The organism is Methanobrevibacter sp., from assembly GCF_017410345.1.
Classification (GTDB): domain Archaea; phylum Methanobacteriota; class Methanobacteria; order Methanobacteriales; family Methanobacteriaceae; genus Methanobrevibacter.
The window spans coordinates 16,542-38,806 of sequence record NZ_JAFQQZ010000051.1; the positions used below are offsets into that span (position 1 = coordinate 16,542).

21 protein-coding genes are annotated in these 22,265 nt (G+C 34.3%); 18 read left to right on the forward strand and 3 right to left on the reverse strand.

From position 1 onward, the window contains the following. Positions 1 to 32 precede the first annotated feature (32 nt). The 4 genes from IJE13_RS07410 to IJE13_RS07425 all read left to right on the forward strand — a co-directional run bounded on the left by IJE13_RS07410 (position 33) and on the right by IJE13_RS07425 (position 4,239). On the forward strand, positions 33 to 221 hold the full coding sequence (locus IJE13_RS07410; protein WP_292778840.1) for a hypothetical protein: 189 nt from the start codon (positions 33 to 35) through the stop codon (positions 219 to 221). A gap of 476 nt (positions 222 to 697) precedes the next feature. Beyond that, positions 698 to 2,146 (forward strand): RtcB family protein, encoded by a 1,449-nt coding sequence (locus IJE13_RS07415; RefSeq protein WP_292778842.1) that lies wholly within the window; start codon positions 698 to 700, stop codon positions 2,144 to 2,146. An 83-nt stretch (positions 2,147 to 2,229) separates the two neighbouring features. Then, positions 2,230 to 3,000: an S-methyl-5'-thioadenosine phosphorylase gene (gene mtnP, locus IJE13_RS07420; RefSeq protein ID WP_292778844.1), complete on the forward strand. Its 771-nt coding sequence runs from the start codon at positions 2,230 to 2,232 to the stop codon at positions 2,998 to 3,000. Positions 3,001 to 3,534: 534 nt separating this feature from the next. Next, complete coding sequence (locus IJE13_RS07425) at positions 3,535 to 4,239, forward strand: hypothetical protein (protein ID WP_292778846.1); 705 nt, start codon at positions 3,535 to 3,537, stop codon at positions 4,237 to 4,239. Between the two features lie 53 nt (positions 4,240 to 4,292). Here IJE13_RS07425 and IJE13_RS07430 read toward each other — a convergent pair whose 3' ends face one another. Further along, positions 4,293 to 4,487 (reverse strand): helix-turn-helix transcriptional regulator, encoded by a 195-nt coding sequence (locus IJE13_RS07430; protein ID WP_292778848.1) that lies wholly within the window; start codon positions 4,485 to 4,487, stop codon positions 4,293 to 4,295. Positions 4,488 to 4,723: 236 nt separating this feature from the next. Between IJE13_RS07430 and IJE13_RS07435 the strand changes: the two genes are divergently transcribed. From IJE13_RS07435 to mtrA, 10 genes are all read left to right on the forward strand, one after another. Continuing rightward, positions 4,724 to 5,023, forward strand: coding sequence for a DNA-binding protein (locus IJE13_RS07435; protein WP_292778850.1), 300 nt, complete (start codon positions 4,724 to 4,726; stop codon positions 5,021 to 5,023). A gap of 389 nt (positions 5,024 to 5,412) precedes the next feature. Continuing rightward, positions 5,413 to 6,561 carry a tocopherol cyclase family protein gene (locus tag IJE13_RS07440; protein ID WP_292778853.1) on the forward strand — a complete coding sequence of 383 codons (1,149 nt, stop codon included), beginning with the start codon at positions 5,413 to 5,415 and terminating at the stop codon, positions 6,559 to 6,561. A 155-nt stretch (positions 6,562 to 6,716) separates the two neighbouring features. After that, on the forward strand, positions 6,717 to 7,406 hold the full coding sequence (locus IJE13_RS07445) for a phosphatidate cytidylyltransferase (protein WP_292778855.1): 690 nt from the start codon (positions 6,717 to 6,719) through the stop codon (positions 7,404 to 7,406). 884 nt (positions 7,407 to 8,290) lie between these two features. Next, complete coding sequence (locus IJE13_RS07450; protein WP_292778857.1) at positions 8,291 to 10,501, forward strand: CDC48 family AAA ATPase; 2,211 nt, start codon at positions 8,291 to 8,293, stop codon at positions 10,499 to 10,501. A 372-nt stretch (positions 10,502 to 10,873) separates the two neighbouring features. Then, positions 10,874 to 11,707 carry a methanogenesis marker 8 protein gene (locus IJE13_RS07455; protein ID WP_292778859.1) on the forward strand — a complete coding sequence of 278 codons (834 nt, stop codon included), beginning with the start codon at positions 10,874 to 10,876 and terminating at the stop codon, positions 11,705 to 11,707. Positions 11,708 to 11,954: 247 nt separating this feature from the next. Then, the gene (queC, locus tag IJE13_RS07460) at positions 11,955 to 12,596 is read left to right on the forward strand and encodes a 7-cyano-7-deazaguanine synthase QueC (RefSeq protein WP_292778861.1); all 642 of its coding nucleotides are present in this window, start codon (positions 11,955 to 11,957) and stop codon (positions 12,594 to 12,596) included. A gap of 57 nt (positions 12,597 to 12,653) precedes the next feature. Beyond that, entirely contained in the window at positions 12,654 to 13,013 is a 360-nt protein-coding gene (locus IJE13_RS07465; protein ID WP_292778863.1) for a 6-carboxytetrahydropterin synthase, read from the forward strand. A gap of 62 nt (positions 13,014 to 13,075) precedes the next feature. Beyond that, complete coding sequence (locus IJE13_RS07470; protein ID WP_292778865.1) at positions 13,076 to 13,684, forward strand: 7-carboxy-7-deazaguanine synthase QueE; 609 nt, start codon at positions 13,076 to 13,078, stop codon at positions 13,682 to 13,684. A gap of 136 nt (positions 13,685 to 13,820) precedes the next feature. Continuing rightward, positions 13,821 to 14,243, forward strand: coding sequence for a universal stress protein (locus IJE13_RS07475; protein WP_292778868.1), 423 nt, complete (start codon positions 13,821 to 13,823; stop codon positions 14,241 to 14,243). 402 nt (positions 14,244 to 14,645) lie between these two features. After that, complete coding sequence (mtrA, locus tag IJE13_RS07480; protein ID WP_292778870.1) at positions 14,646 to 15,218, forward strand: tetrahydromethanopterin S-methyltransferase subunit A; 573 nt, start codon at positions 14,646 to 14,648, stop codon at positions 15,216 to 15,218. Positions 15,219 to 15,372: 154 nt separating this feature from the next. Here the strand turns inward: mtrA and IJE13_RS07485 are convergent, their stop codons facing one another. After that, on the reverse strand, positions 15,373 to 15,825 hold the full coding sequence (locus tag IJE13_RS07485; RefSeq protein ID WP_292778872.1) for a MarR family transcriptional regulator: 453 nt from the start codon (positions 15,823 to 15,825) through the stop codon (positions 15,373 to 15,375). A gap of 161 nt (positions 15,826 to 15,986) precedes the next feature. Here IJE13_RS07485 and IJE13_RS07490 point away from each other — a divergent pair, with 161 nt between their 5' ends. After that, positions 15,987 to 17,087: a cation diffusion facilitator family transporter gene (locus tag IJE13_RS07490; protein ID WP_292778874.1), complete on the forward strand. Its 1,101-nt coding sequence runs from the start codon at positions 15,987 to 15,989 to the stop codon at positions 17,085 to 17,087. Between the two features lie 257 nt (positions 17,088 to 17,344). Here the strand turns inward: IJE13_RS07490 and IJE13_RS07495 are convergent, their stop codons facing one another. Beyond that, positions 17,345 to 18,115 carry an SDR family oxidoreductase gene (locus tag IJE13_RS07495; protein ID WP_292778876.1) on the reverse strand — a complete coding sequence of 257 codons (771 nt, stop codon included), beginning with the start codon at positions 18,113 to 18,115 and terminating at the stop codon, positions 17,345 to 17,347. 537 nt (positions 18,116 to 18,652) lie between these two features. On the opposite strand from IJE13_RS07495, the gene thiC reads away from it, so the two are divergent. The 3 genes from thiC (at position 18,653) to IJE13_RS07510 (ending at position 22,234) form a co-directional block, all read left to right on the forward strand. Beyond that, positions 18,653 to 19,927 carry a phosphomethylpyrimidine synthase gene (gene thiC / locus IJE13_RS07500; protein WP_292778879.1) on the forward strand — a complete coding sequence of 425 codons (1,275 nt, stop codon included), beginning with the start codon at positions 18,653 to 18,655 and terminating at the stop codon, positions 19,925 to 19,927. 21 nt (positions 19,928 to 19,948) lie between these two features. Continuing rightward, positions 19,949 to 21,604 carry an ATP-dependent DNA ligase gene (locus tag IJE13_RS07505; protein ID WP_292778881.1) on the forward strand — a complete coding sequence of 552 codons (1,656 nt, stop codon included), beginning with the start codon at positions 19,949 to 19,951 and terminating at the stop codon, positions 21,602 to 21,604. Positions 21,605 to 21,835: 231 nt separating this feature from the next. Then, positions 21,836 to 22,234 (forward strand): exodeoxyribonuclease VII large subunit, encoded by a 399-nt coding sequence (locus tag IJE13_RS07510; RefSeq protein ID WP_292778883.1) that lies wholly within the window; start codon positions 21,836 to 21,838, stop codon positions 22,232 to 22,234. Positions 22,235 to 22,265: the final 31 nt, after the last annotated feature.

Below are 22,265 nucleotides of genomic sequence, written 5' to 3' on the forward strand. Positions count from 1 at the left end.
GAAATTTTAAATTAAAAAATGAGGTGAAAAAAATGATAAATCGTACTAACACTACTTGTGACTTAAGAAGAAAAACCAGCATTGCGGATCCTATGACTTTCCGTAACCTTAGAATAGACTTTAAAGATTGCATGGTAATATTTGTAGTTCTTACAGTATTGCTTTTATCTATTTTAGCTGTTAGCGCAGCTCCAAGCCCAGACATGTTGGCTTGGGTATAATTAAACAATAAAAACCAAACCCATTGTTTATTAAAGGATGTAACCATATAGGATAAAAAAATGCTAAAGATTTATGAATATTATCGTGCAATTTCTTAAAAGAAACATCTCATAAATATTTAGATTTTTATAAATTACATTTTGTTTACATCCTTTAAGCAATGTGTTTATGGATTCAGATTATCGTTCATTTAATTTTTATTTTATCATTTTTTAAACACTGAAAACTCAATAACCATCATTCACTCCTTTACACCATACATCAATTTTTACTTTTTTTAGGCATTGAATTATATAAATTCTTTTTTTAACATATGGGGACATTCATTTTTCCAGATTTGTTAGTTTCAATTTCAACAATTAATTTTAAATGTTTAATAGAACATAACTATAATATTATATTAAAACATATGAATTGAAACTTACAATTTTTTATAAAACTAAATATATTCATTTTTAATTAATCAGTGGTAATTATGTCAATTAAAGAAAGTCTTGAAAAGGTAAGAGATAATGTATGGGAACTTCCAAGCAGTTATAAAAAGGAAATGAGAGTTCCTGGAAGATTGTATCTTGATGATGAAGCTGTTGAAAACATTGAAGAAGGGGCAGTTGAGCAAGTGGCGAATGTAGCTTGCATGCCAGGTATTCAAGGAGCATCAATAGCTATGCCGGACATCCACTTCGGATACGGTTTCAGCATTGGTGGTGTAGGAGCTTTTAATTATAATAATGGTGTTGTAAGTCCTGGAGGAGTAGGCTTTGACATTAACTGTGGAGTCAGAATGCTTAGAACCAACTTGACTGAAGATGAAATCAAGCCTAAGCTTAAGGAACTTACTGAAACCTTGTTCAAGAACATTCCATCAGGTGTGGGAAGCAAAGGTCAAATCAGACTTAAGGATAATGAAATCAATGAAGTCTTGGACTACGGCGCTTGGTGGGCTGTTGAGAGAGGATTCGGTTGGGAAGATGACCTTAAATTCCTGGAAGAAAACGGTAGAATGAAAGAGGCTGAATCAGCTATTGTAAGTGATAAGGCTAAAAAAAGAGGAATTCCACAATTAGGTTCATTAGGTTCCGGAAACCACTTCCTTGAAGTTCAAAAGATTGAAGAGATCTATGATGAAACCGTAGCAAAGGCATTCGGTCTTGAAGCGGGATCAATAGCCATCATGATTCACAGCGGTTCAAGGGGATGCGGACACCAAATCTGTTCCGATTACTTGAGAAAAATGGATAAGGCTTACAGAAATTATAAAATAAACATTCCAGACAGGCAATTGGCATGTGCACCTATCGATTCCAAAGAGGCACAAGGCTACTTGAAGGCTATGGCCGCTGGAGCCAATTATGCATGGGCAAACCGTCAGATGATGTCCCATTGGGTCAGACAATCCTTTGAGGAAGTGTTCTCACGCAGCGCTGATGATATGGCCATGACCACCATTTATGACGTTGCGCACAATATCGCTAAAAAGGAAGTTCATAAGGTAAAAGGTTCCCACATGGAAGTTCTTGTTCACAGAAAGGGAGCTACCCGTGCATTCGGTCCTGGAAGACGTGAAATTCCTAAGGAATACCGAGATGTCGGACAGCCTGTATTGATTCCTGGAACCATGGGTACCGCTTCTTACATCTTGCATGGTACCGATGTTGCTATGGAAGAGACCTTCGGTTCAACCGCTCATGGTGCCGGAAGAGTCCTATCAAGAACTGCTGCCAAAAAGCAGTTCACTGCAGAAGGAATCGAGAAGGAATTGAATGCAAAAGGAATTCATGTAAAGGCAAATTCCGCTCCTGTCTTGGCTGAAGAGGCACCTGGCGCATACAAGAATGTTGATTCAGTCGTCAAGACATCTCACGATGCAGGAATTGCTAAATTAGTGGCTAAAGTTGTTCCTTTGGCAGTTACAAAAGGATAAATATTATCCTTATTTTTTATTTTTTAAATTTTTTAATTAATCTATTAATGATAATTAATTTTTTATTTTCATGAGGTTATTTTATGATTGGAATTATTGGTGGAAGCGGAGTAGAGGAAATCGGTGAATTGGCGGATTCAATTGAAAAGAAAACAGTTGATACAGAATATGGCTCTGTTCAAGTTTCCCTTTTAAGCATTGGAGATGAGACAGTTGCATTCTTGCCAAGACACTCTGAAGGTCACACATGCCCTCCACATAAAATCAATTTTAAGGCAAACATTATGGCCCTTAAGGAATTGGGTGTCAATCAGATCATAGCTACAAATGCCGTAGGCTCACTTGATTTGGATATTGGTCCTGGATCCATTGTTCTCCCAGATGACTTTATAGATTTCACTGTAAATAGGGACAAGACTTTCTATGACGATAAGGTTGTCCACATTGACATGACCGAACCTTTCTGCAATAGATTAAGAGGAGCCATCTTATCAAATTCCCAATGTGTTAACGGGCCTGTGGTGGATGGAGGAACCATTGTCTGTGTGGAAGGGCCAAGATTTGAAACTCCTGCTGAGATTAAGATGTTCAGCATACTTGGGGGAACAATTGTTGGCATGACCACCTTGCCTGAAGCGGTTCTTGCAAGGGAAAAGGGCATATGCTATGCTCCGATAGCTGTTGTTTCCAATTATTCCACATCAATCTCTCCTACCAAATTGACTATGGAGGAAGTCATTGAGATAATGGCTCAAAAGAAAGAGGAATTGATTGCCTTGCTCTTAAATACAATCAAGGATCTATCAAAAGACTGTGATTGCGATTGCCATCACACTTTAGATGGTCTACTTTAAGTGAGTATTGCATTGAATAATTCTTCTGATTTTCACTTTTTTATTCTTTTTTCTATTATTTTTTCTAATTTTTTATTTTCTAATTTTGCTTCCAATATTTTTCCATCTTTTTCATCTCATTTTCACTTTTTTTACTAAATTCAAAACCTTTATATGCAACCAAGTTTATATAATTGTTACCACATCAACCACATGATCTAAAATTTTCAATCACCTTTGGATTATAGATTTAATGAAGGGGTATAAATCTATTTATATGGTTGATGGACACCAATAAATTATCATCATGTATTTCACTCCTTATATTTTGTTTGTTCATAGTATCAACTCACAGTTTTTTGTTCGCTGTATCATTTCTTGTATTTCGTTTAAGATAATTTATTGGGTACTTAATGAACTTGGCAGGGGTTGCCTGAATATGTTCGAAGGGGGCGTATTTGGGTTTGGGTGGGAATGTTCATTAATTATTTCATTGCCCGATTGGGTTTTTTTTACGTATTCTGTTGTCGAATTTTCATCTGGAGAGGTGTTTTAATGAATGATTTTGGTTTAGTGCAATTGATTTGGATTAAAAGGTTAGTAAGTGAAACAAGCAGGATAAATACTTTGATTGAATGCAACAGCTTATCAAAAAGGGATTTGAATAGATATAAATCTGTTATCTCAGCTATTGATGACTTTTGTGCATTTGTAATCAATTCCCAGAATTGGAGTGATGTCAGAAACATTTCCAAAATAGTTGATGAAGTTGAAATGGTCTTATTCCAACATTTTTATGAACAGATAGATGCTTTTGAAAATGAGGAGGTTCACTTGGATTTCTCCCATGAGGATGAAAATGAGATAAATCTCAGATTTGCAAATCCGTTCATTGAAGATAAGTCCTTTGCAGTGATTGATGATGAGACTTATGAAAATGGGCCTATGCTCGAAGGGGAGATTGTTGAGCTTCCTGAAGAGATCGAATTGGAAATCAGCAATGAAAATCCATTTTTGGACATATTTGACATGAAACCTGGAGAGTCCCGTGAAATATCTGTAGAGGATTTGATAGAGATTCTTAGCCAAAATCAAGAAGAGTTCAGCTTCACCTTAAATCCTGAAACATTTCCTGATGAGGCGGATATCCTAAGTGAGGAGGATGAAGTTTCATTGGAGGAATTCATTGCACACCTCATTGATCACACTTCCACAGAAGGCATGAGATTTGGTTTGATTGATGATAATGATGATTTTTAATAATTAAAATCATTTAAATCATTATTCTCTATTTTTTAATTATTTCTAATTTTTTATAATTCACTAATGAAAATGTCCTCTATTTTCACATCAAACTTGTGGGCTATCTTAAAGGCAAGCTCAAGGGATGGATTGTATTTATCATTTTCAATAGCCACAATGGTTTGTCTGCTGACTCCTAGTTCATTTGCCAATTCCTCTTGGGTAATATTTTCGATGGCCCTGTAAATTCTTAGATTATTTCTCATATTCTCCCTCTTTTTTATAAATTGATTAAAATTCTTAAGTTTTATGTAAAGTTATCTTTACTAATTGTATAATTATATCTACTTTATGTTTAATATTATTTACTATTCTTATGTATTTATATATGATTATGAATATATATTCAAAATGTAATTTGATAAGTTTAATTAAATTATTTAAAAATGTTCATTGAATTTTAGCATTTCTAAATGATTTAAAAAATAAGGTAGTTGATAATATGGAAAAAGCTTTAACTTTAAAATATACTTGCAAAGATTGCGGATTCACTTGGATTACTTTAAATGGTGAACACTCAATCTGTCCTAAATGTCACAGTGAGAACATTGAATTCCTAGATGAAGTGAAAGGTTTGGATATTGATTCAATCCTTGCTCATAACAAAAGAAGAGGAGGATGCTGCGGGTCTGCAAGGGGAAAAGGTCCTTTAACTTGTGGAAAACCAATGCCTGATCATGCCAATCCTAATATCCCACATCATAGGCATGACAAGAGAACCTGTTGCGGTTACAATGAATAATTAATTATTCGTTGATTTAATGATTTTACCCTTAAAAACTAAAATGGATAATTAGTATTCAATAGCCAGTTTTTATTTTTCCTTTTTAATACCTCCTATTGCTATTGGGTATTAATTATCCATCTCGACCAATTTTTTCTTTTCTAATTTTTAATAAAACTTTTATTTTCTCGTCTTTCATTTATTAAATTCCTTATTTTATCTGTTTTTTTCTATTTTTTTCTAATTTAAATAATAAAATATTTATTATAAAGATAATATAAATTAAAACATAAGATATTTAATTTAATTATCTTATTCTTTAAAATAGGTTATAATTAACTGAATTAACTTATTAGACTTATTGGAATTATTAAATAATTTAAATTATTTCTTTTTGGAGGATTTTGATGAATAAAAGTGATTTGAAAAGAGACCATTATATGTTGAAAGGTCCCCTTGCCAAGCAAGGTTATGACTGGTGGTGGCATTCCTTAACCGCTTACAATAAGGAAACAGGTGAACCAAGACCATTCTTCATTGAATACTTTGTGTGTAACCCTGACTTGGCTGAAGATGAGCCTACCTTAGGTCAAGACCCTAAGAACATTGAAGCAGGCAAAAGACCTTCCTACTGCATGTTGAAAGTGGGAGCATGGGGAAAAGAACCTAAACAGATCCATAATTACTATTCCATGAAGGATTTCTCATGTCCTGATGATAAGCTGGACATTAAGGTTGGAGAATACAGCTTGACTGAAACCCATATGACTGGATACTGTAAGGTTACTGAAGAGGAAGCCCGCGAACATCCGGAATATATGTGTGATGCAGGAGAAATGAAATGGGACTTGGATATTGACAAGCAAATCACTTTTAATGTAGGATATGGTGCAAACAGTTTCTTTAGAAAATTGAATGCATTTGAAATGTTCTGGCACGCTGAAGGAATAAAGACCCAATACAGCGGAACCATTGAAATGGATGGCGTTGAGTATGAGGTCATTCCTGAAAAGTCCTTCGGATATGCTGACAAGAATTGGGGTGGAGACTTTACAAGCCCTTGGCTATGGATATCCTCCTGTAATCTGACAAGTTTGATTACCGGCAAGAAACTTAATAATTCTGCTTTTGAAGCTGGTGGTGGAAAGCCTAAGGCATTCGGTATTTCCCTTCCTCGTAAATTATTGATAGGTTTCTATTATGAAGGAAAGATGTATGAATACAACTTTGCAAGATTCTGGAATAATGTAAGAGTCAAATTCGGTTTCAAAGAAGGAGAAGACGTAAACGAATGGTTCATCAACTGCAGCAATTGGAACAGCAAGCTTGAACTCAAATTATACTGCAAACGTGATGAGATGCTCCTTTTCAATTATGAAGCACCTACCGGTAAAAAGTTACACACCCGTCTTTGGAATGGTGGAAACGGTTACGGTGAAATCAAGTTGATGAAGAAGGACGGAACCCTTATTGACCATGTGAAAATAGAAAATGCAGGTTGTGAATACGGAGAATATGATGATGACAGAACCCATAATGTTATAGATGACAGATAAGTTATCTATAATATTATTTTTTTTATTCATCAGCTTCTTAATTAATTTAACTTTCATTATTATTTAATAATTTGATTTAATTATTATTCTAAAATTTTATTATTATTTTATTAATTTGATTTTAATTATTATTTGGAATTTAAAGAGTAGATATTATGTTATGGACAGACATGATTGCTTTAATCATAGTTTATCTCTATGTTATTGTAGTCTTTATATTAGCGGAAAAGGTTTTAAAGAGTAAACCTGAAGTATCTCGTAAGTTTTTACACATTATGGTAGGTAATATGATCTTTGCCATGCCTTTCTTCTCAGATCCATGGATCATGCTCATATTCATTACCTTGCCTGTTACAGTTGCACTATTCTTCCTTACAGAATATTCCCCTATTACAATCAAAAACAGTGTAACTGAATCTGGCCATGCATTAGGATTGTTCTTCTATGCATTGATTTGGTCAATTTTGCTCTTGATTTATCCAATATTGATTGATCCTAACTTACTCTGGATTGTAGCGATGGCTATTGTTCCTTTAGTATACGGTGATGGATTTGCAGCTCTTGTTGGAGGAAAATGGGGTAATATCAAATATCATGTATTTGGTGGAGAAAAGACCCTTATGGGTTCCCTTGCAATGCTTGCTGTAACAGCAGTGCTTTCCGTATTCGTATGGGTGTTCTACAGTGCAATGGGATACACTCTTCCAGAGCTTAACTTCTGGTACATATTGATCATTTCCGCACTTGCAACAATCTGTGAAGCTATCAGTTATGGTGGTATCGACAACCTTACCGTACCTTCCGTAACTTCAATCTTGTACTTCCTTGTTGCTACAGTGCTCTAGTTATCACATATTGTGATAACTTTTTTATTTTCTTAATTTTTTATCTATTTTTTGAATCGTTTTTTCATTTTGTTTTTATATATTCAAATTATATTTTATTTTTTCTGATTTTTCCTACTTAAATAACTTAAATTTATTTTTAATTTTACTGATTTATTTTCATTTTAAACAAATATAATCAAGTTTCTTATCATAATTTTAATTTTTATTCCATTTTTAATTATTTAAGCTATTTTAAGTTGATTTTTTTAGTTTTAATAATTTTTAGATTAAAATAACTTTTTGTTAATAAAATCGAAACCTTTATATACTATGAAGTGCAAGTATTATTTAGTTACAAAAACTAACTAAAAGATTTACATTAATAATTGTTGATAAATTTTTAGTAAATTCTTTTAATTCTTTATTTGGTTAATTAAATTGAAGCAATTCAATTTAAAGCGATTGATTAAACGAATTAAGTGAATTTAAATGGAATTAATTCTTTAATTATTTATTGATGATTAATTTGGATTCATATTAGTTATTTGAATGAATTGATGGTCTTTAAATCTTTAGTTTAATTTTAATGTATTTGCCGAAATCTTCGGATTTCATTTGTTTGTATTTGACCGATCTCTTGATTTGGATTATTGATTAAATTCAAGCATTGGATAAATGATTTTAAAATTAATTCTAAAAATTGATATTTCTGTGCCATCAATGGTTATTAATGGTCTTTTATTTATTGTAACTCGGTGACACTAATGATCTTATTAGTGTAGCTTGCGAATCAAGAATCTTAGTGTGACCGTCATATTTATTTATTCATTAATTATTCACTAAACAGAAAAGGAGTTATTTATTAATTAACTATTCACTAAACAGAAAAGGAGATGAAGATTATGGCTGATATGGAACTTAAAATCAAAGTTGCAGAAATATTATCTCAAAAGGATGTAGGTAAGAATATAGCTAAACTGGATATGGAATCCATGTTTAAATTAGGCCTTAAGGATGGAGACTTGATTGAGATTATCGGATCTAAAAATACTGCAGCTGTCGCAGTCGCTTCTCAATCTGACATGGAAACAATCATTAGGATAGACGGTACCACCCGTAAGAATTCCGGTGCCTCAATAGGTGAGGAAGTAACCATCAAAAGGGCAGAGGCAAAGGAAGCCAAAAAGATTGTTCTCGCTCCTATTGATGCAAGGATTAGAATCAGCGGAGACTTGAACAGCGCATTCAGAAACCAGGTAATGGTTAAAGGAGACTTGGTGAATACAAGGGTCAAGGCTCCACAAAGAAGATCTGTAGGCAGCGGATTCTTTGATGACATATTTGATGACATCATGAATGTTCCAGGCATTGGAGCAATGAGCCAAATCAAGTTGGCGGTAATCAGCACCAATCCTGGTGGAGTGGTAAAGGTCGGTGCGAACACCAAGGTTGAAATCACTGACGAGCCTGTGGATGTTTCAAAATTGGAAGGTGTATCCAACCTTGTAGATATAAGTTACGATGATATCGGAGGTTTGAAAGAGGAAGTCAAAAAGGTCAGGGAAATGATTGAGATTCCTCTTAAGAAGCCGGAATTATTTGATAAGTTAGGAATTGCTCCTCCAAAAGGGGTATTGATGCACGGTCCTCCAGGTACCGGTAAGACATTGCTTGCAAAGGCGGTAGCAAACGAAAGTGACGCTCACTTCATTGTAATCAACGGCCCTGAGATCATGAGCAAATATGTTGGCGGATCTGAGGAAAACCTTAGGGAATTCTTCGAGGAAGCTGAAGAGAATGCTCCATCAATCATCTTCATTGATGAGTTGGATGCAATTGCACCTAAACGTGAAGAAACTCAAGGTGAAGTGGAAAGAAGAACCGTTGCACAGCTATTGACCTTGATGGATGGACTTAATTCAAGAGGTCAAGTGGTTGTAATCGGTGCAACAAACAGGCCTGATTCCCTTGATGGTGCACTTAGAAGACCTGGTAGGTTTGACCGTGAAATTGAAATCGGTGTCCCTGATAAGGTCGAACGTAAGGAAATCATGGAAATCCACACAAGAGGAATGCCTCTTGCAGAGGATGTGGACTTGGATGATTTGGCAGATACAACCCATGGATTCGTAGGTGCTGATCTTGAGGCATTGGCTAAGGAAGCTGCTATGAGGGTTGTAAGAAGGATCATACCTGATTTAGGTGCCGATGATGAGATTCCTCCTGAAGTCTTGGAAAAACTTGTGGTAACCAAGGATGACTTTAAGAATGCACTTAGGGAAATTCAACCTTCAGCATTAAGAGAAGTTCTCGTGCAAGTGCCAAATGTGACTTGGGATGATGTCGGTGGATTGGATGATGCAAAACAGGAATTGAAGGAAGCTGTTGAATGGCCTCTCAAATACCCAGACAAATTCAAGGAATTTGGTGTAAGGCCACCTAAAGGTACATTGCTGTATGGTATTCCAGGTACCGGTAAGACCATGCTTGCAAAGGCTGTGGCAAACGAAAGTGAAGCCAACTTCATCGCAATCAAAGGACCTGAACTCTTGTCCAAATGGGTCGGTGAGTCTGAAAAAGGTGTAAGGGAAGTCTTTAGAAAAGCAAGACAGACCGCTCCTACCGTCATATTCTTTGATGAAATCGATTCAATCGCAAGTTCAAGAGGTGCGGAATCCGGGGATTCTGGAGTAACCAAACGTGTCGTAAATCAATTGCTTACTGAAATCGACGGTCTTGAAGAATTAGAGGATGTTGCAATCATTGCGGCAACCAACAGACCGGATATCATCGATCCAGGTCTCATGAGACCAGGAAGATTCGACAGACACATTAAGGTTGATGCTCCTAACGAAGAGGCAAGACTTGCCATATTCAAGGTACACACCAAAGACATGCCTCTTGCAAAAGATGTCAAGCTTAAGAAATTGGCTAAAAACACAGAAGGATATGTCGGGGCAGACATTGAAGCTGTATGTCGTGAAGCTGCAATGCTCGCCTTAAGAGACAACATAGAAGCAAGTGAAGTCGAAGCAAAATACTTCGATGAAGCTATGGAAAAAGTGAAGCCAAAAACCATAAGTGATGTGGAAGAATTGATCCAATACTACTAATTGGGTCAATTCCCATCACTTTTTCCTCCTATATTAATCATTTTTGCTATTAAATTCATATTGAACACAAATCAAAAACACACTATAAAATCAAAGTACATTTAATATATCATATATTAAAACCTAAAAAAAACACTAAAAACACCTAATATATTGTATGAATTAAAGAATAGATATCTCTGCCTTTTTTATCTATCTTTAATTCATTCACCTCTTTTTTATTATTCTTTTTACTCGATTATTTTTCATTCTTTTTTTAAAATTTTATTCAAATCTTTATTTTTTAAAAATCTATTTATTTAAGAACAGATAAAATGATTATTAAGTTTAAAAATTTAACAATTGTTAATAGATTTTATCGTTGGGATTATTATGGATAAGCATGTGATAGAAGCTTTAGGAAGGGCTAAGATAACAATTAAGGATGGAAAGGTTGTAGATGTGGGAGAACCTATGATTGAATACTGCCCATTATTTCATAAGCATAGGGGAATTGAAAAATTAACAGAAGATAAAATAGAGGAAAATATTCAATTTAGAATAGATGATTTCGGAATGTGCAAGGCCAATCGCCAATTAAGATTGAAGGACTTCTTATCATTTGGAATCTCTGAAATATTGTCTACATTACTTGCTGATGATATAATCGATTGTGCTGTAATGGTTTGTGAAGGCTGTGGAACAGTCATTGTCACAGAAAGCGAACTTGCTCAGGGAGTCGGCGGAAGGGTTTCAGGGCTTGTAGAAACCAGTCCAATTCCAGAGCTCATTGAAGAATTCTCACCAAATCACATTTTTGATGATGAGAATGCAACAATTGATCAGGTGGAAGGATTCAAGTTAGCTATTGAAAATGGCTATAAGAACATTGCAGTGACAATTGCGTTTCCAGAAGATGGAATCATCATTAGGGAATTGGAAAAGGAATATCCTGATGTAAACGCTTACTTGTTTGCAGTTCATACAACCGGACTTTCCAGAGAAGAGTCAGAGCTTATATTCGATGTAAGTGATGTGGTGACTGCATGTGCCAATAAACATCTTAGAGACATTGCAGATGAAGAGAATATATTCTCTGTAGGCACTTCCATTCCAATTTATGCAGGAAGTGAAAAGGGAGAAGAATTCATTAAATTAAGATTGGATAAGATTGGAGGACCTAAAAAGAAAACAGGAAATTCCAAGCATCCTTATCCTTTAATTTAATTTATTCTATTCATTATTTTAAACAATTAATTATTTTAATTTTCTATAATTTTAACTAATTATTATATAAATATTAGTTAAGTTTATATAATTTTTAAAACATATTTCTTTTAATAAGACTTAATATTAACTTTTTTTAAGTATTTTCTTTTTAATTTTTTTTAAAATTATTTATTTTTATTAATTTTTCTATAAAAATTAAGCAATTTATCAACTTATCAATTCACTTGGATTATGGAGCAATTATATGGATTCAAAAAAAGAAGTAGTTCTCATATTATCTGGAGGATTGGACTCCTCCACATTATTATACAAATTATTGGATGAAGGAAAAGATGTAACTGCACTCAGTTTCAATTATGGTCAAAAGGCAAGCATTGAAATTGAAAGAGCAGCAGAAATCTGTAAAATGAATGGTGTGCCTCATTTTGTATTCGATATAGCGAATATTGTTGATTTGCTCAGTAGCAGTTTAACCGATAAGGATAATGACAATGTGGAAGAGCCAAGAAATACAGTCGTTCCAAGCAGAAATACAATATTGCTTGAACTTGCAACTGCCTTTGCAATCAGCAATGACAAGGAGGAAGTCTATTATGGTGCAATCAAGGCAGATGTCGGAGATTATCCGGACACCACTCCAGAGTTCCTGCATCAAATAAACGAGCTAAATAAGGTAAATAATTATGAATACATTCCAGTACGTGCTCCATTCATTGATACAGACAAGAAGGATGTTGTCAAGCTTGCATTGAAATTGGGAGTGCCAATAGAAAAGACATGGAGCTGTTATGTGAACAATGATGGAACTCCATGTGGCGAATGCTTCAGCTGCAAGTCAAGAATAAAGGCCATTGAAGAGGCTAAAAAGGAATTGGGAATGGATTGATTAATGAAATTAAACTGATTAAAACTGATTGAATTATTGTAATTATGGAGGAATATTATGTTAACATTAGTATCAGAACATAGGATTTATGGATGTCACAAATTAAAGAATCAAGGGGGAAAATGCACTCAGTGGCATGGACACCAATATAAGGTCATCTTAACCCTTAAGGCACCTTATAAGGATTTGGATTACAGAAACATGATCATGGACACCTATGACATTGAAGCGATCTTCAATGAATTCATTGGTGTGGACCATTTGAACTTGAATGAATTCATGGATTCAGAAGACCCTACCATGGAAGAGATGAGCAAGTTCTTCTATGATGGATTGAAACCTAAAATCGAATGCTTGACAAGTGTGGGAGTTTATGAGACTCCTGAAACCGGTGTAACTTACGAACCTATGGAATAAGTTCATTTGAATAGAATATAATAAATTTAAAATAGTTTGAACAAAAGAAGGATTTAAAGTAGGTGATTGAAATTAAAGTCAGTGAAATATTCACATCATTTCAAGGGGAAGGACCATATGTAGGAACTCCTGCAACCTTTTTAAGATTGTATGGCTGCAATCTTGACTGTGAGTGGTGTGATACGGATATTTCCACTTATGAAATATTGTCTGTAGATGATGTTGCAGAAATCCTGATTACCCAGATGGAATTCAACAATATCAAGACATTGATCATAACCGGAGGAGAGCCTACTTTGCAGATGGAAGAGCTAAAGCGTTTGATAAAGGAAATTCCAGATGACATTAAGATTCAAATTGAAACAAACGGTTCCATCTTTGAATACATTCCTGAAATAGAATATGTGATCAGTCCGAAGGAAGATAAGGAAAGGGTCTTCAAGAATTATTATAATTATGAAAACACTTTCTTTAAGTTTGTAATCACTTCTCAAGAGGATTTGGATGAGGTGATTGCACTTAAGGAAAAATATGATTATGAAAAACCAATCTGGCTGCAGGGTGAATTCAGCAAGGATGCTGAAATGGCCGATTTGATTAGGGAGAATTTCCCTCGTTTAAAAAATATTAAATTATCTGTTCAAACTCATAAGTATTTAAATCAAAGATGATGCATGTTTATATGTTAATCTTTTTTTAATTAGTTTGATAATATACTTATATTATTAAAACAAATATATTAATAAAGATAGTTATCTGTTATTGAAATTAAAAATTAAATTGTATCTTAAAATTAAGTGTGGAATTATGTATAAAAGAATCTTATTACCAACTGACGGATCCGAATACTCTTTACGTGAAGTTGCGAGAGCTAAACACTTATTGGCTGACGATGGGGAAATCATCATTCTCTCAGTTGCCATAAAAATAAGAAAAACAGCTTTCCATAGGACTAAAGATGTTAGGAAAATGAACAAGGAAGCTATGAAAGAAGCTGAAGATAATGTTAATGCCATGGCAGAATGCTTTGACGATAGCATTAATTTAAGAACCATGGTAAAGGTAGGTTTCCCTTCAGAAACAATCAATAAGGTTGCAGAAGAGGAAGACTGTGATTTGATCATCATTGCATCTTCAGGAGTAAGTGGAATTCATAAGTTTGTTATTGGAAGCGTTGCAGAAAACGTGCTTAAAGAATGTGAAAGGGATGTTTTATTAATTCATAATTAATCAATGCATCATTTCATTTTTTTCTTTTTTTATTTATTTTTCAAAATTATTTTTTTATCACTATCCTATTTTTTCTTCAATTTTTTAGCTATTTTTTACTATCCTAAAAATCCTTATTTTTCAAAATATTCCTCAATTTTTACTTTATTTTATTAAAAACAATTGTAAAATACTTATTTTTTATTTTTAATGGATATTAATTAGTTATATTCCTTTTTAAAGTCTATTGGATTTTTTATAAACCATAAATGAGCAAATATTTAAATATTAATTTAAGTATAAATCTATTTGTAGTTTATTTAAATGAAATTTAATTTGTCATTATTACAATTTCATTATTAGGGTTTGATGGTTTTAATAAAATAAAAAAACTAGCTTAGATAAAATTAAAGGAGTGATATTATGGCAGATAAAAAACCAACTGCGGATAATTGGCCTGTTGTAAGTGGAGACTATATTGTAGGGGACCCTGAAAGTCCTGTTGCTGTAACTACTTTGGCTTCTCACAATGAGGACATTCCAGCTGCTGCTGGAGCAGCTATTGCTGGACCTTGTAAGACTGAAAACTTAGGTATTGAAAAAGTTGTAGCAAACATCATTTCAAACCCAAACATCAGATTCCTGATCCTTTGTGGAGCTGAAGTGCAAGGTCACATTACTGGTCAAAGTATCCAAGCATTACACGAAAATGGTTGCGACCCTGAGAAAAAGAAAATCACTGGTGCTACCGGTGCTATTCCTTTCGTAGAAAACATTCCAATGGAAGGAGTGGAAAGATTCCAACAACAAGTTGAACTTGTTGACATGATCGACAACGAAGACGGTGGAGCAATCACAGCTAAAGTAAAGGAATGCATTGAAAAGGATCCTGGTGCTTTAGAGGAAGATGCTTTAGTCATCGACTTGGATGAGGAAAATAGTGAAAGTGCAAAAGTGCTTGCATTTTCTAAAGATCTAATGGATGCAGAAGTGTAATTTTATTATTTTTCTTGATTCTTTTTTTATTTTTTTATTTAGTTCTTAAGACTTTTTTCATTTTTTCTTTATTCTTTTTTTATTTAGTCTTAAAATTAGTTTTATAAAATGATTAAATATGGTGTTTTTAAAGGATATGCTATTTTTTCATTGATTATTCTTTTATGATATTGATGGATCTATCCGCAACTTCCTTAAGTTGGTTTTCCATTTTTTCTATTTGTTCTTCACTTAATCCTTCAAAGAGAATCTTATCATATTCATCAAATATAATTATGCACTCTTCAAATGTCTTTTCTCCCTTTTCAGTCAAATGAAGATTTCGACGGGCATTGCTTTCCTTATCAATGGTCTTATAAGCCAATTCCTTCTGTTCCAATTTCTTGAATGTCTTTGCAATGTTCGCTTCGGAAACCATTAAGTCATGTGCAATTTCCCTTTGGCTGATTCCATCCTTATAATAGATTTTTGATAGGAACATCGCTTCAGCAGGATTGATTTCCAAACCTTCGCTTCTTTCCTTAAAGAATTCTCCAAATCCCTTGGTAATGCCATACCATGAATTCAGATAACTGTTTTCCTGATTGAATACGGAATTTTTTCTCATAGCATACCTCACTTTACTCTGTTAAATATTATACTTTTTAATATATATAAGCATATTGATGTTGAATAATGATATGAACTCAGTTAAGATTTCAATGGTAAATTATATTTAGTTAAAAAATATAATTGTAATTAAGTATTTTTTATAATTGGGGTATTGCAATGGATAGGGATAGGATTATAGTAAGGACAAGTGTCATCGGAATACTTGTGAATTTGATTCTTGTTGCATTTAAGGCAACTATTGGGATAATGGTAAACAGTATTGCAATCACATTGGATGCAGTAAATAATTTAACTGATGCATTATCATCCATCATTACAATTATTGGAACAAAATTGGCAGGGAAAGCTCCAGATAAGGAGCATCCTTACGGTTATGGAAGGATTGAATATTTCTCATCTGTAATCATTTCAGTGATTGTTCTACTTGCAGGTATAACCGCTTTGGAGGAATCCGTTCCAAAGATATTCAATCCGGTTCTTGCAGATTACACTTTTGTTTCAATCTTCATAATTGCTGTCGCTGTGGTTGTCAAGTTCCTTTTGGGAAGATATGTGAAAGGAAAGGGTAAGGAAATAAATTCCCAATCATTGGTTGCTTCAGGAAGCGATGCATTGTTTGATGCAATCCTATCATTGTCTACAGTGGTTGCAGCTATTGTGAGCCTAATCTGGCATATCAGTTTGGAAGGCATTTTGGGAACCATAATCGCATTTGTCATCATCAAGGCAGCCATTGAAATGCTCTCTGAAACTTTAAGCAGCATGATCGGTACCCGTGTTGACAGTGAAATAACAGATAAGCTTAAGGAAAGAATCAATCAATTCGATGAAGTGAAAGGTGCATATGACTTGACCTTGCATAATTACGGTCCAACACAATTGATGGGATCTGTACATATTGAAGTGAATGATGATTTGACTGCCCGTGAGATTCATAAATTGACCAGAAAGATCTTATATACTGTTTATGAAGAGTTTGGAATCATACTCACTGTTGGAATCTATGCATCAAATACTGACAATGAGGAGTATAAGGAAATTAGAAACAGCCTTAATGAGATTGTTGGAAAATATCCAGAAATCTTGCAAATGCATGGATTCTACGTGGATGATACCATCAATCTGGTCACCTTTGATTTAATCGTTGATTTTGATGCAGACCGTAGTGATGTAAAAGAAAAGGTTTTAGAGGAAATTAGAAATAAATATCCGAATTATCATTTTGATGCAATCTTGGATGCTGACTATAGTGACTAACCAAACTTTTAGAAAAAGTTTGATCAAAATTTTTTATAAAGTTTAATGATAGTTGTAAATTATAGTGACTAACTCACTATAATTATTTTTTTAAGCATTAATTTAATTCGTAAACAATAAAACAATTTATTTTTAAATTATTTTAAAAAAGCAGTTTAATTTTGAATAAATATTTTAGAAAAAGAGTTTTTATTAGAATAATAATTATGGGGGAGTTTTAATAACTCTCCCTTTATTATTCATTACGTGTTTTTTAATTATATTGCAGTCCATCCACCGTCAATACAGATTAATTGACCGGTACAGAAGCTGGATGCATCGGATGCTAAGTAAATTGCGATACCGTCTAATTCACCAGGTTCACCTAATCTGCCAGCTGGGCAGTATGCTGCAATTAAGTCCATGAATCCAGGTAATCCAAGGGATTCTTCGGTTAATTCGGTTCTGAATACTGCAGGACCTATTGCATTTACGGTAATGTTGTATTTAGCCCATTCTACAGCTAAGTTTTTGGTTAAGTTCATTACTGCACCTTTTGCGGAGGAGTATGCGCTGATACCTCCACCAGGGAAGATAACTCTACTGTGGATGGAACCGATGTTGATGATCTTACCATATTCTTGTTTGATCATGACTTCTCCGACAGCTTTACACATGTAGTATACACCAGTCAAGTCAATGTGGATATGTCTTGCCCATTCTTCGTTGGATTGGTCAACAACCATCTTGTTGTTACCCATACCTGCTGCGTTTACGAGAATGTCAATTCTTCCGTAGTGGTCAACTACTTTTTTAACGGATTCGGTAATGCTGTCGTAGTCACCTACGTCGGTTACAGCGTAAATTACTTCAGTTCCAAATTCTTCTTCTATTTCTTTAACATTTTCTTGTAATCTTTCTTCTCTTCTAGCGAATAATGCTAATTTTGCACCTTGGCTTGCGTATGCTTTAGCGATTTGCCAGCCTAATCCAGAGGAAGCACCAGTAATAACTGCTACTTTGTCTTTAATGTCGAAATAGTTTTTCATTTTTTATTCTCCTAAAAATTTTCCAACCAATGTTGTAAATCTAATTATTTAATTTAGTTTTCCAACTTTTATTGGTTATATAATTATTTAGCATTTCAATTATTTAAATATTGTTTATTCAATTTTTTTAGATTTAACATAGTTAAATATATTATTTTGTTTAGTTTTAATATTGTTTTGTTCATTTTTATTTCTATAATTTATCCACTTATGATTTTTTATATATCTTTAAATTAAACTTGTAAAAATTTTATTGATTTTTTTAGTATTTTATTTAGTTCAATATCTTTGGAACTATTCATTTTTCATTACTTTATTCAGTTAAGTATACATTGTATAATCTTATTTTTTATTTATCCATAATGAATTTCAAATTATTTTTTTACTTAAATCATTCAATTATGACAAATTAATTAAATAATAAATTACATAATTTTATATGTTATAGATTTGTTAATATGATTGTACTATGATTATAAAAATATTATTAAAATATTATTAAAACTTAAATTGATTTAAATTATTAAAGGTGCTTTAATGACACAAATGACTGAAGCAAAGAAAGGAAATGTCACTCCTGAAATGGAAGCTGTCGCTCAAGAGGAAAGAGTGGATGTGGATAAGATCCTAAAGGGACTTGCAAATGGGACCATTGTAATACCAAAGAATGTGGGAAGAGATACAAAGGCTTGCGGTATCGGTCAGGGATTATCCACTAAGATCAATGCGAATATAGGATCATCAAGCAAAATCGAGGATATCGATTTGGAAGTAAAGAAAGCTAAACTGGCTGTGGATTTCGGTGCGGATGCGGTTATGGACTTAAGCACCGGTCCCAAATTATTGGAGTTCAGGGAAAAGATCATGGACTCTGTAGATGTTCCTATTGGTACCGTTCCAATTTATGAGGCAGGGGTAATTACATTAAACAAGGGCAAGGAAATCATCGAGATGGATGAGGACGACATATGGGAATCAATAATCCATCAAGCAAAGGATGGCGTAGACTTCATGACCTTGCACTGTGGCATAAACAGGGACCTTGTCGACAAGCTTCAAAAAGCAAAAAGGATGATGGGTATTGTAAGCAGAGGCGGAACTTTCCTCGCTTCATGGATCTTGCATAATGAGCATGAAAACCCACTGTATGAAAATTATGATTATCTTCTTGAAATTGCCTTGGAATATGACATCACACTTTCATTGGGAGATGGATTGCGTCCAGGCTGCTTGTCTGATGCGACAGACACTTCCCAAATTCAGGAATTGGTTACCTTGGGAACACTTGTGAAAAGGGCTCAGGAAGCAGGAGTTCAAACCATGGTTGAAGGTCCTGGACATGTTCCATTGAACCAAATCAGGTCCAATATGGAAATTCAAAAGACATTATGTCATGGAGCTCCATTCTATGTCTTAGGTCCAATCGTTACAGATTTGGCACCTGGTTATGATCATATCACATCAGCTATTGGAGGAGCAATTGCAGCTTCAAGCGGCGCCGATTTCCTATGCTATGTAACACCTGCGGAGCATTTGTCACTTCCATCTTTAGAAGATGTTAGGGAAGGAGTCATTGCAAGCAAGATAGCAGCTCAAGCTGCAGATGTTGCATTGGGATTGGAAACCGCATGGGAAAAGGAAGTTGAAATGGCAACTGCAAGGAGAAACTTCGATTGGGAAAGCCAATTCAATTTGGCTTTTGACAAATTCAAGCCAAGACATTACAGAAACAAATGTGAGCTTGAAGACGATGAGATGTGCTCAATGTGTGGAGAGTATTGTGCAGTTAAGATAGCTAAAGGAGACTTTTAGTTAGGTATTAGGGGATTAAAGATGAAATATCAGGAACTTGTTAATGTTTATGAAGCATTGGGAGCCACTACAAAAAGGCTGGAAAAAACAGATATTCTAGCGGATTTTCTAAAGACAGTTGAAGAGGAAGATTTGGAGAAAATCACTTTGATGGCTTTAGGAAGCGTTTTCCCGTCCTGGAGTGAAGAGGAACAGGGAATTGGTGATAAACTGGTCATGAAGGCTGTTGGAGATGCTGTAGGAGTTTCCGTAGATGTGGTTGAAGATGCCATCCGTGATGAGGGAGACATTGGGGCCGCAGCAGAAAAATTATATGCCAAAAAGGCTCAAATGACATTTTTCTCACAGCCATTGACTGTAAAGTTTGTTTATAATCAACTTAGAAAATTGGCAACAATATCTGGAAGCAGATCAACTGCCCGTAAGATTTCAAATATTCTTGAACTTTTATCCTCCGCTTCTGGAAAGGAAGCAAAATATATCTGCAGAACCATTTTGGAAGAGCTTAGAATTGGTGTAGGTGAAGGAATTATCCGTGATGCGATATCCCAGGCCTTTGATGTTGACAAGGCTGTTGCTGAGAGAGCCCATATGCTTACAAATGACTTAGGGCTTGTTGCAAAAGTGGCAAAGATTGATGGTGAAGAGGGACTTAAAAAACTTACATTGATTCCTGGAAGGCCTGTAAAGCCAATGCTTGCACAATTGTCTGAAGGCATTGACATAAGCATTGAAGAGATGGGCTGTGCCCTTTGTGAAACCAAATATGACGGTTTCCGTACTCAATTCCATAAGAATGGTGATGAGATCACTTTATTCACCCGTCGTTTGGAAAATGTGACAGAAGCGTTCCCTGATGCTGTAAAGTTCATTAGAGAAGGTTTTCCAGATGAGGACTTCATTGCTGAAGGGGAAATCATAGGATTTAAGAACGGCAAGCCTCAACCATTCCAAACCGTATTGCAGAGGGTTAGAAGAAAATATGACATTGGGGAAGCCATGAAGAATGTGCCTATAAAAATATTCCTGTATGACCTCTTATACTTCAAGGAACCGATAGTCGATGAGCCTATCATCAAGCGTAGGGAAATCTTGGAAAATGCTGTGGACTGCTCAAGTGAGGAATTGAACCTCAGTGACATTGTTAAGGTCGGCCCTGAAAACATTGATGATGCAATAATCCTCTTCAATAAGTCAATTGAAGGTGGACATGAGGGGATAATGATTAAGAACTGCTCTGAACCTTATATTCCAGGAATTCGTGGAAAGAAGATGCTGAAATTCAAGGCAGAACCGGAGACATTGGATGTGGTTGTTGTAGGTGGAGTCAAAGGAATAGGTAAAAGAGGGGAATTCATAGGATCTTATGAGATAGCCCTTCGTGATGAAAACGATGACCTTCAAATCATCAGCCGTATTGGTTCAGGACTTTCAGATGATGACTTGGCAAATCTCACCAAGCAAATGGAAGAGCTTAAGATTACTGAGAAGGGAACTCACATAACTGTTCATCCAAAGATTATTTTTGAAATATCCTACAGTGAAATCGTAACAAGTCCAGAATATCCTGCAGGATATTCATTGCGTTTCCCAATTGTAAAAAGGATAAGGACAGATAAGGGAGTGGCAGATATTGATACAATTGAAAGATTGGAATCAATGTATAATGGTCAATAATCTTTAATTTATTTTCTTTTTTTATTTTTTATTCTTTTATCTCTTTATTTTTTAAAACTATTTTTGCCTATTTTTCTTTTTTTCATTTTTATTATTATTTTAAATAATTATAACAAGTTTAAAACAATATTATAATCATTTTATAATTCATTTTTCAATTTTAAGCAATATTTATATGTTATTTAAAGAATAAATCATTTTAAGTATTTAAAAATTAAAATTGGTGATTTTATGGAATTGAATGATAGAATAATTTTTAAGGTGGCATTGATCACATCCCTTATAGGAATCATTGGACTGCTGGTTTTTGCTTCCTATATTGAACCAAAGGAAATCCAGATAAAGGACATTACAAGAAACAATATTGGAGAGACTGTAGCCGTTACGGGAGTGGTCGAATCCATAAAGGAATCCTCAAGCGGAAGCTCTTGCTTTATGGAACTGAATGATGGGACAGGGAAAATAAATTTAATAATCTTTGAATCGACGTTGGTGGAACTTAAGGACGCTGGAAACGATTTGGACAGTTTCAAGAATCATAAGGTTAAGGTAATCGGAAGCATAACTGAATATAAATCATCTATGGAATTGATTTTGTCTAATTCAAATTCTATTAAACTGGTTTCTTAAGTTAATTTTTAATAAAATATTTAAACTTTAT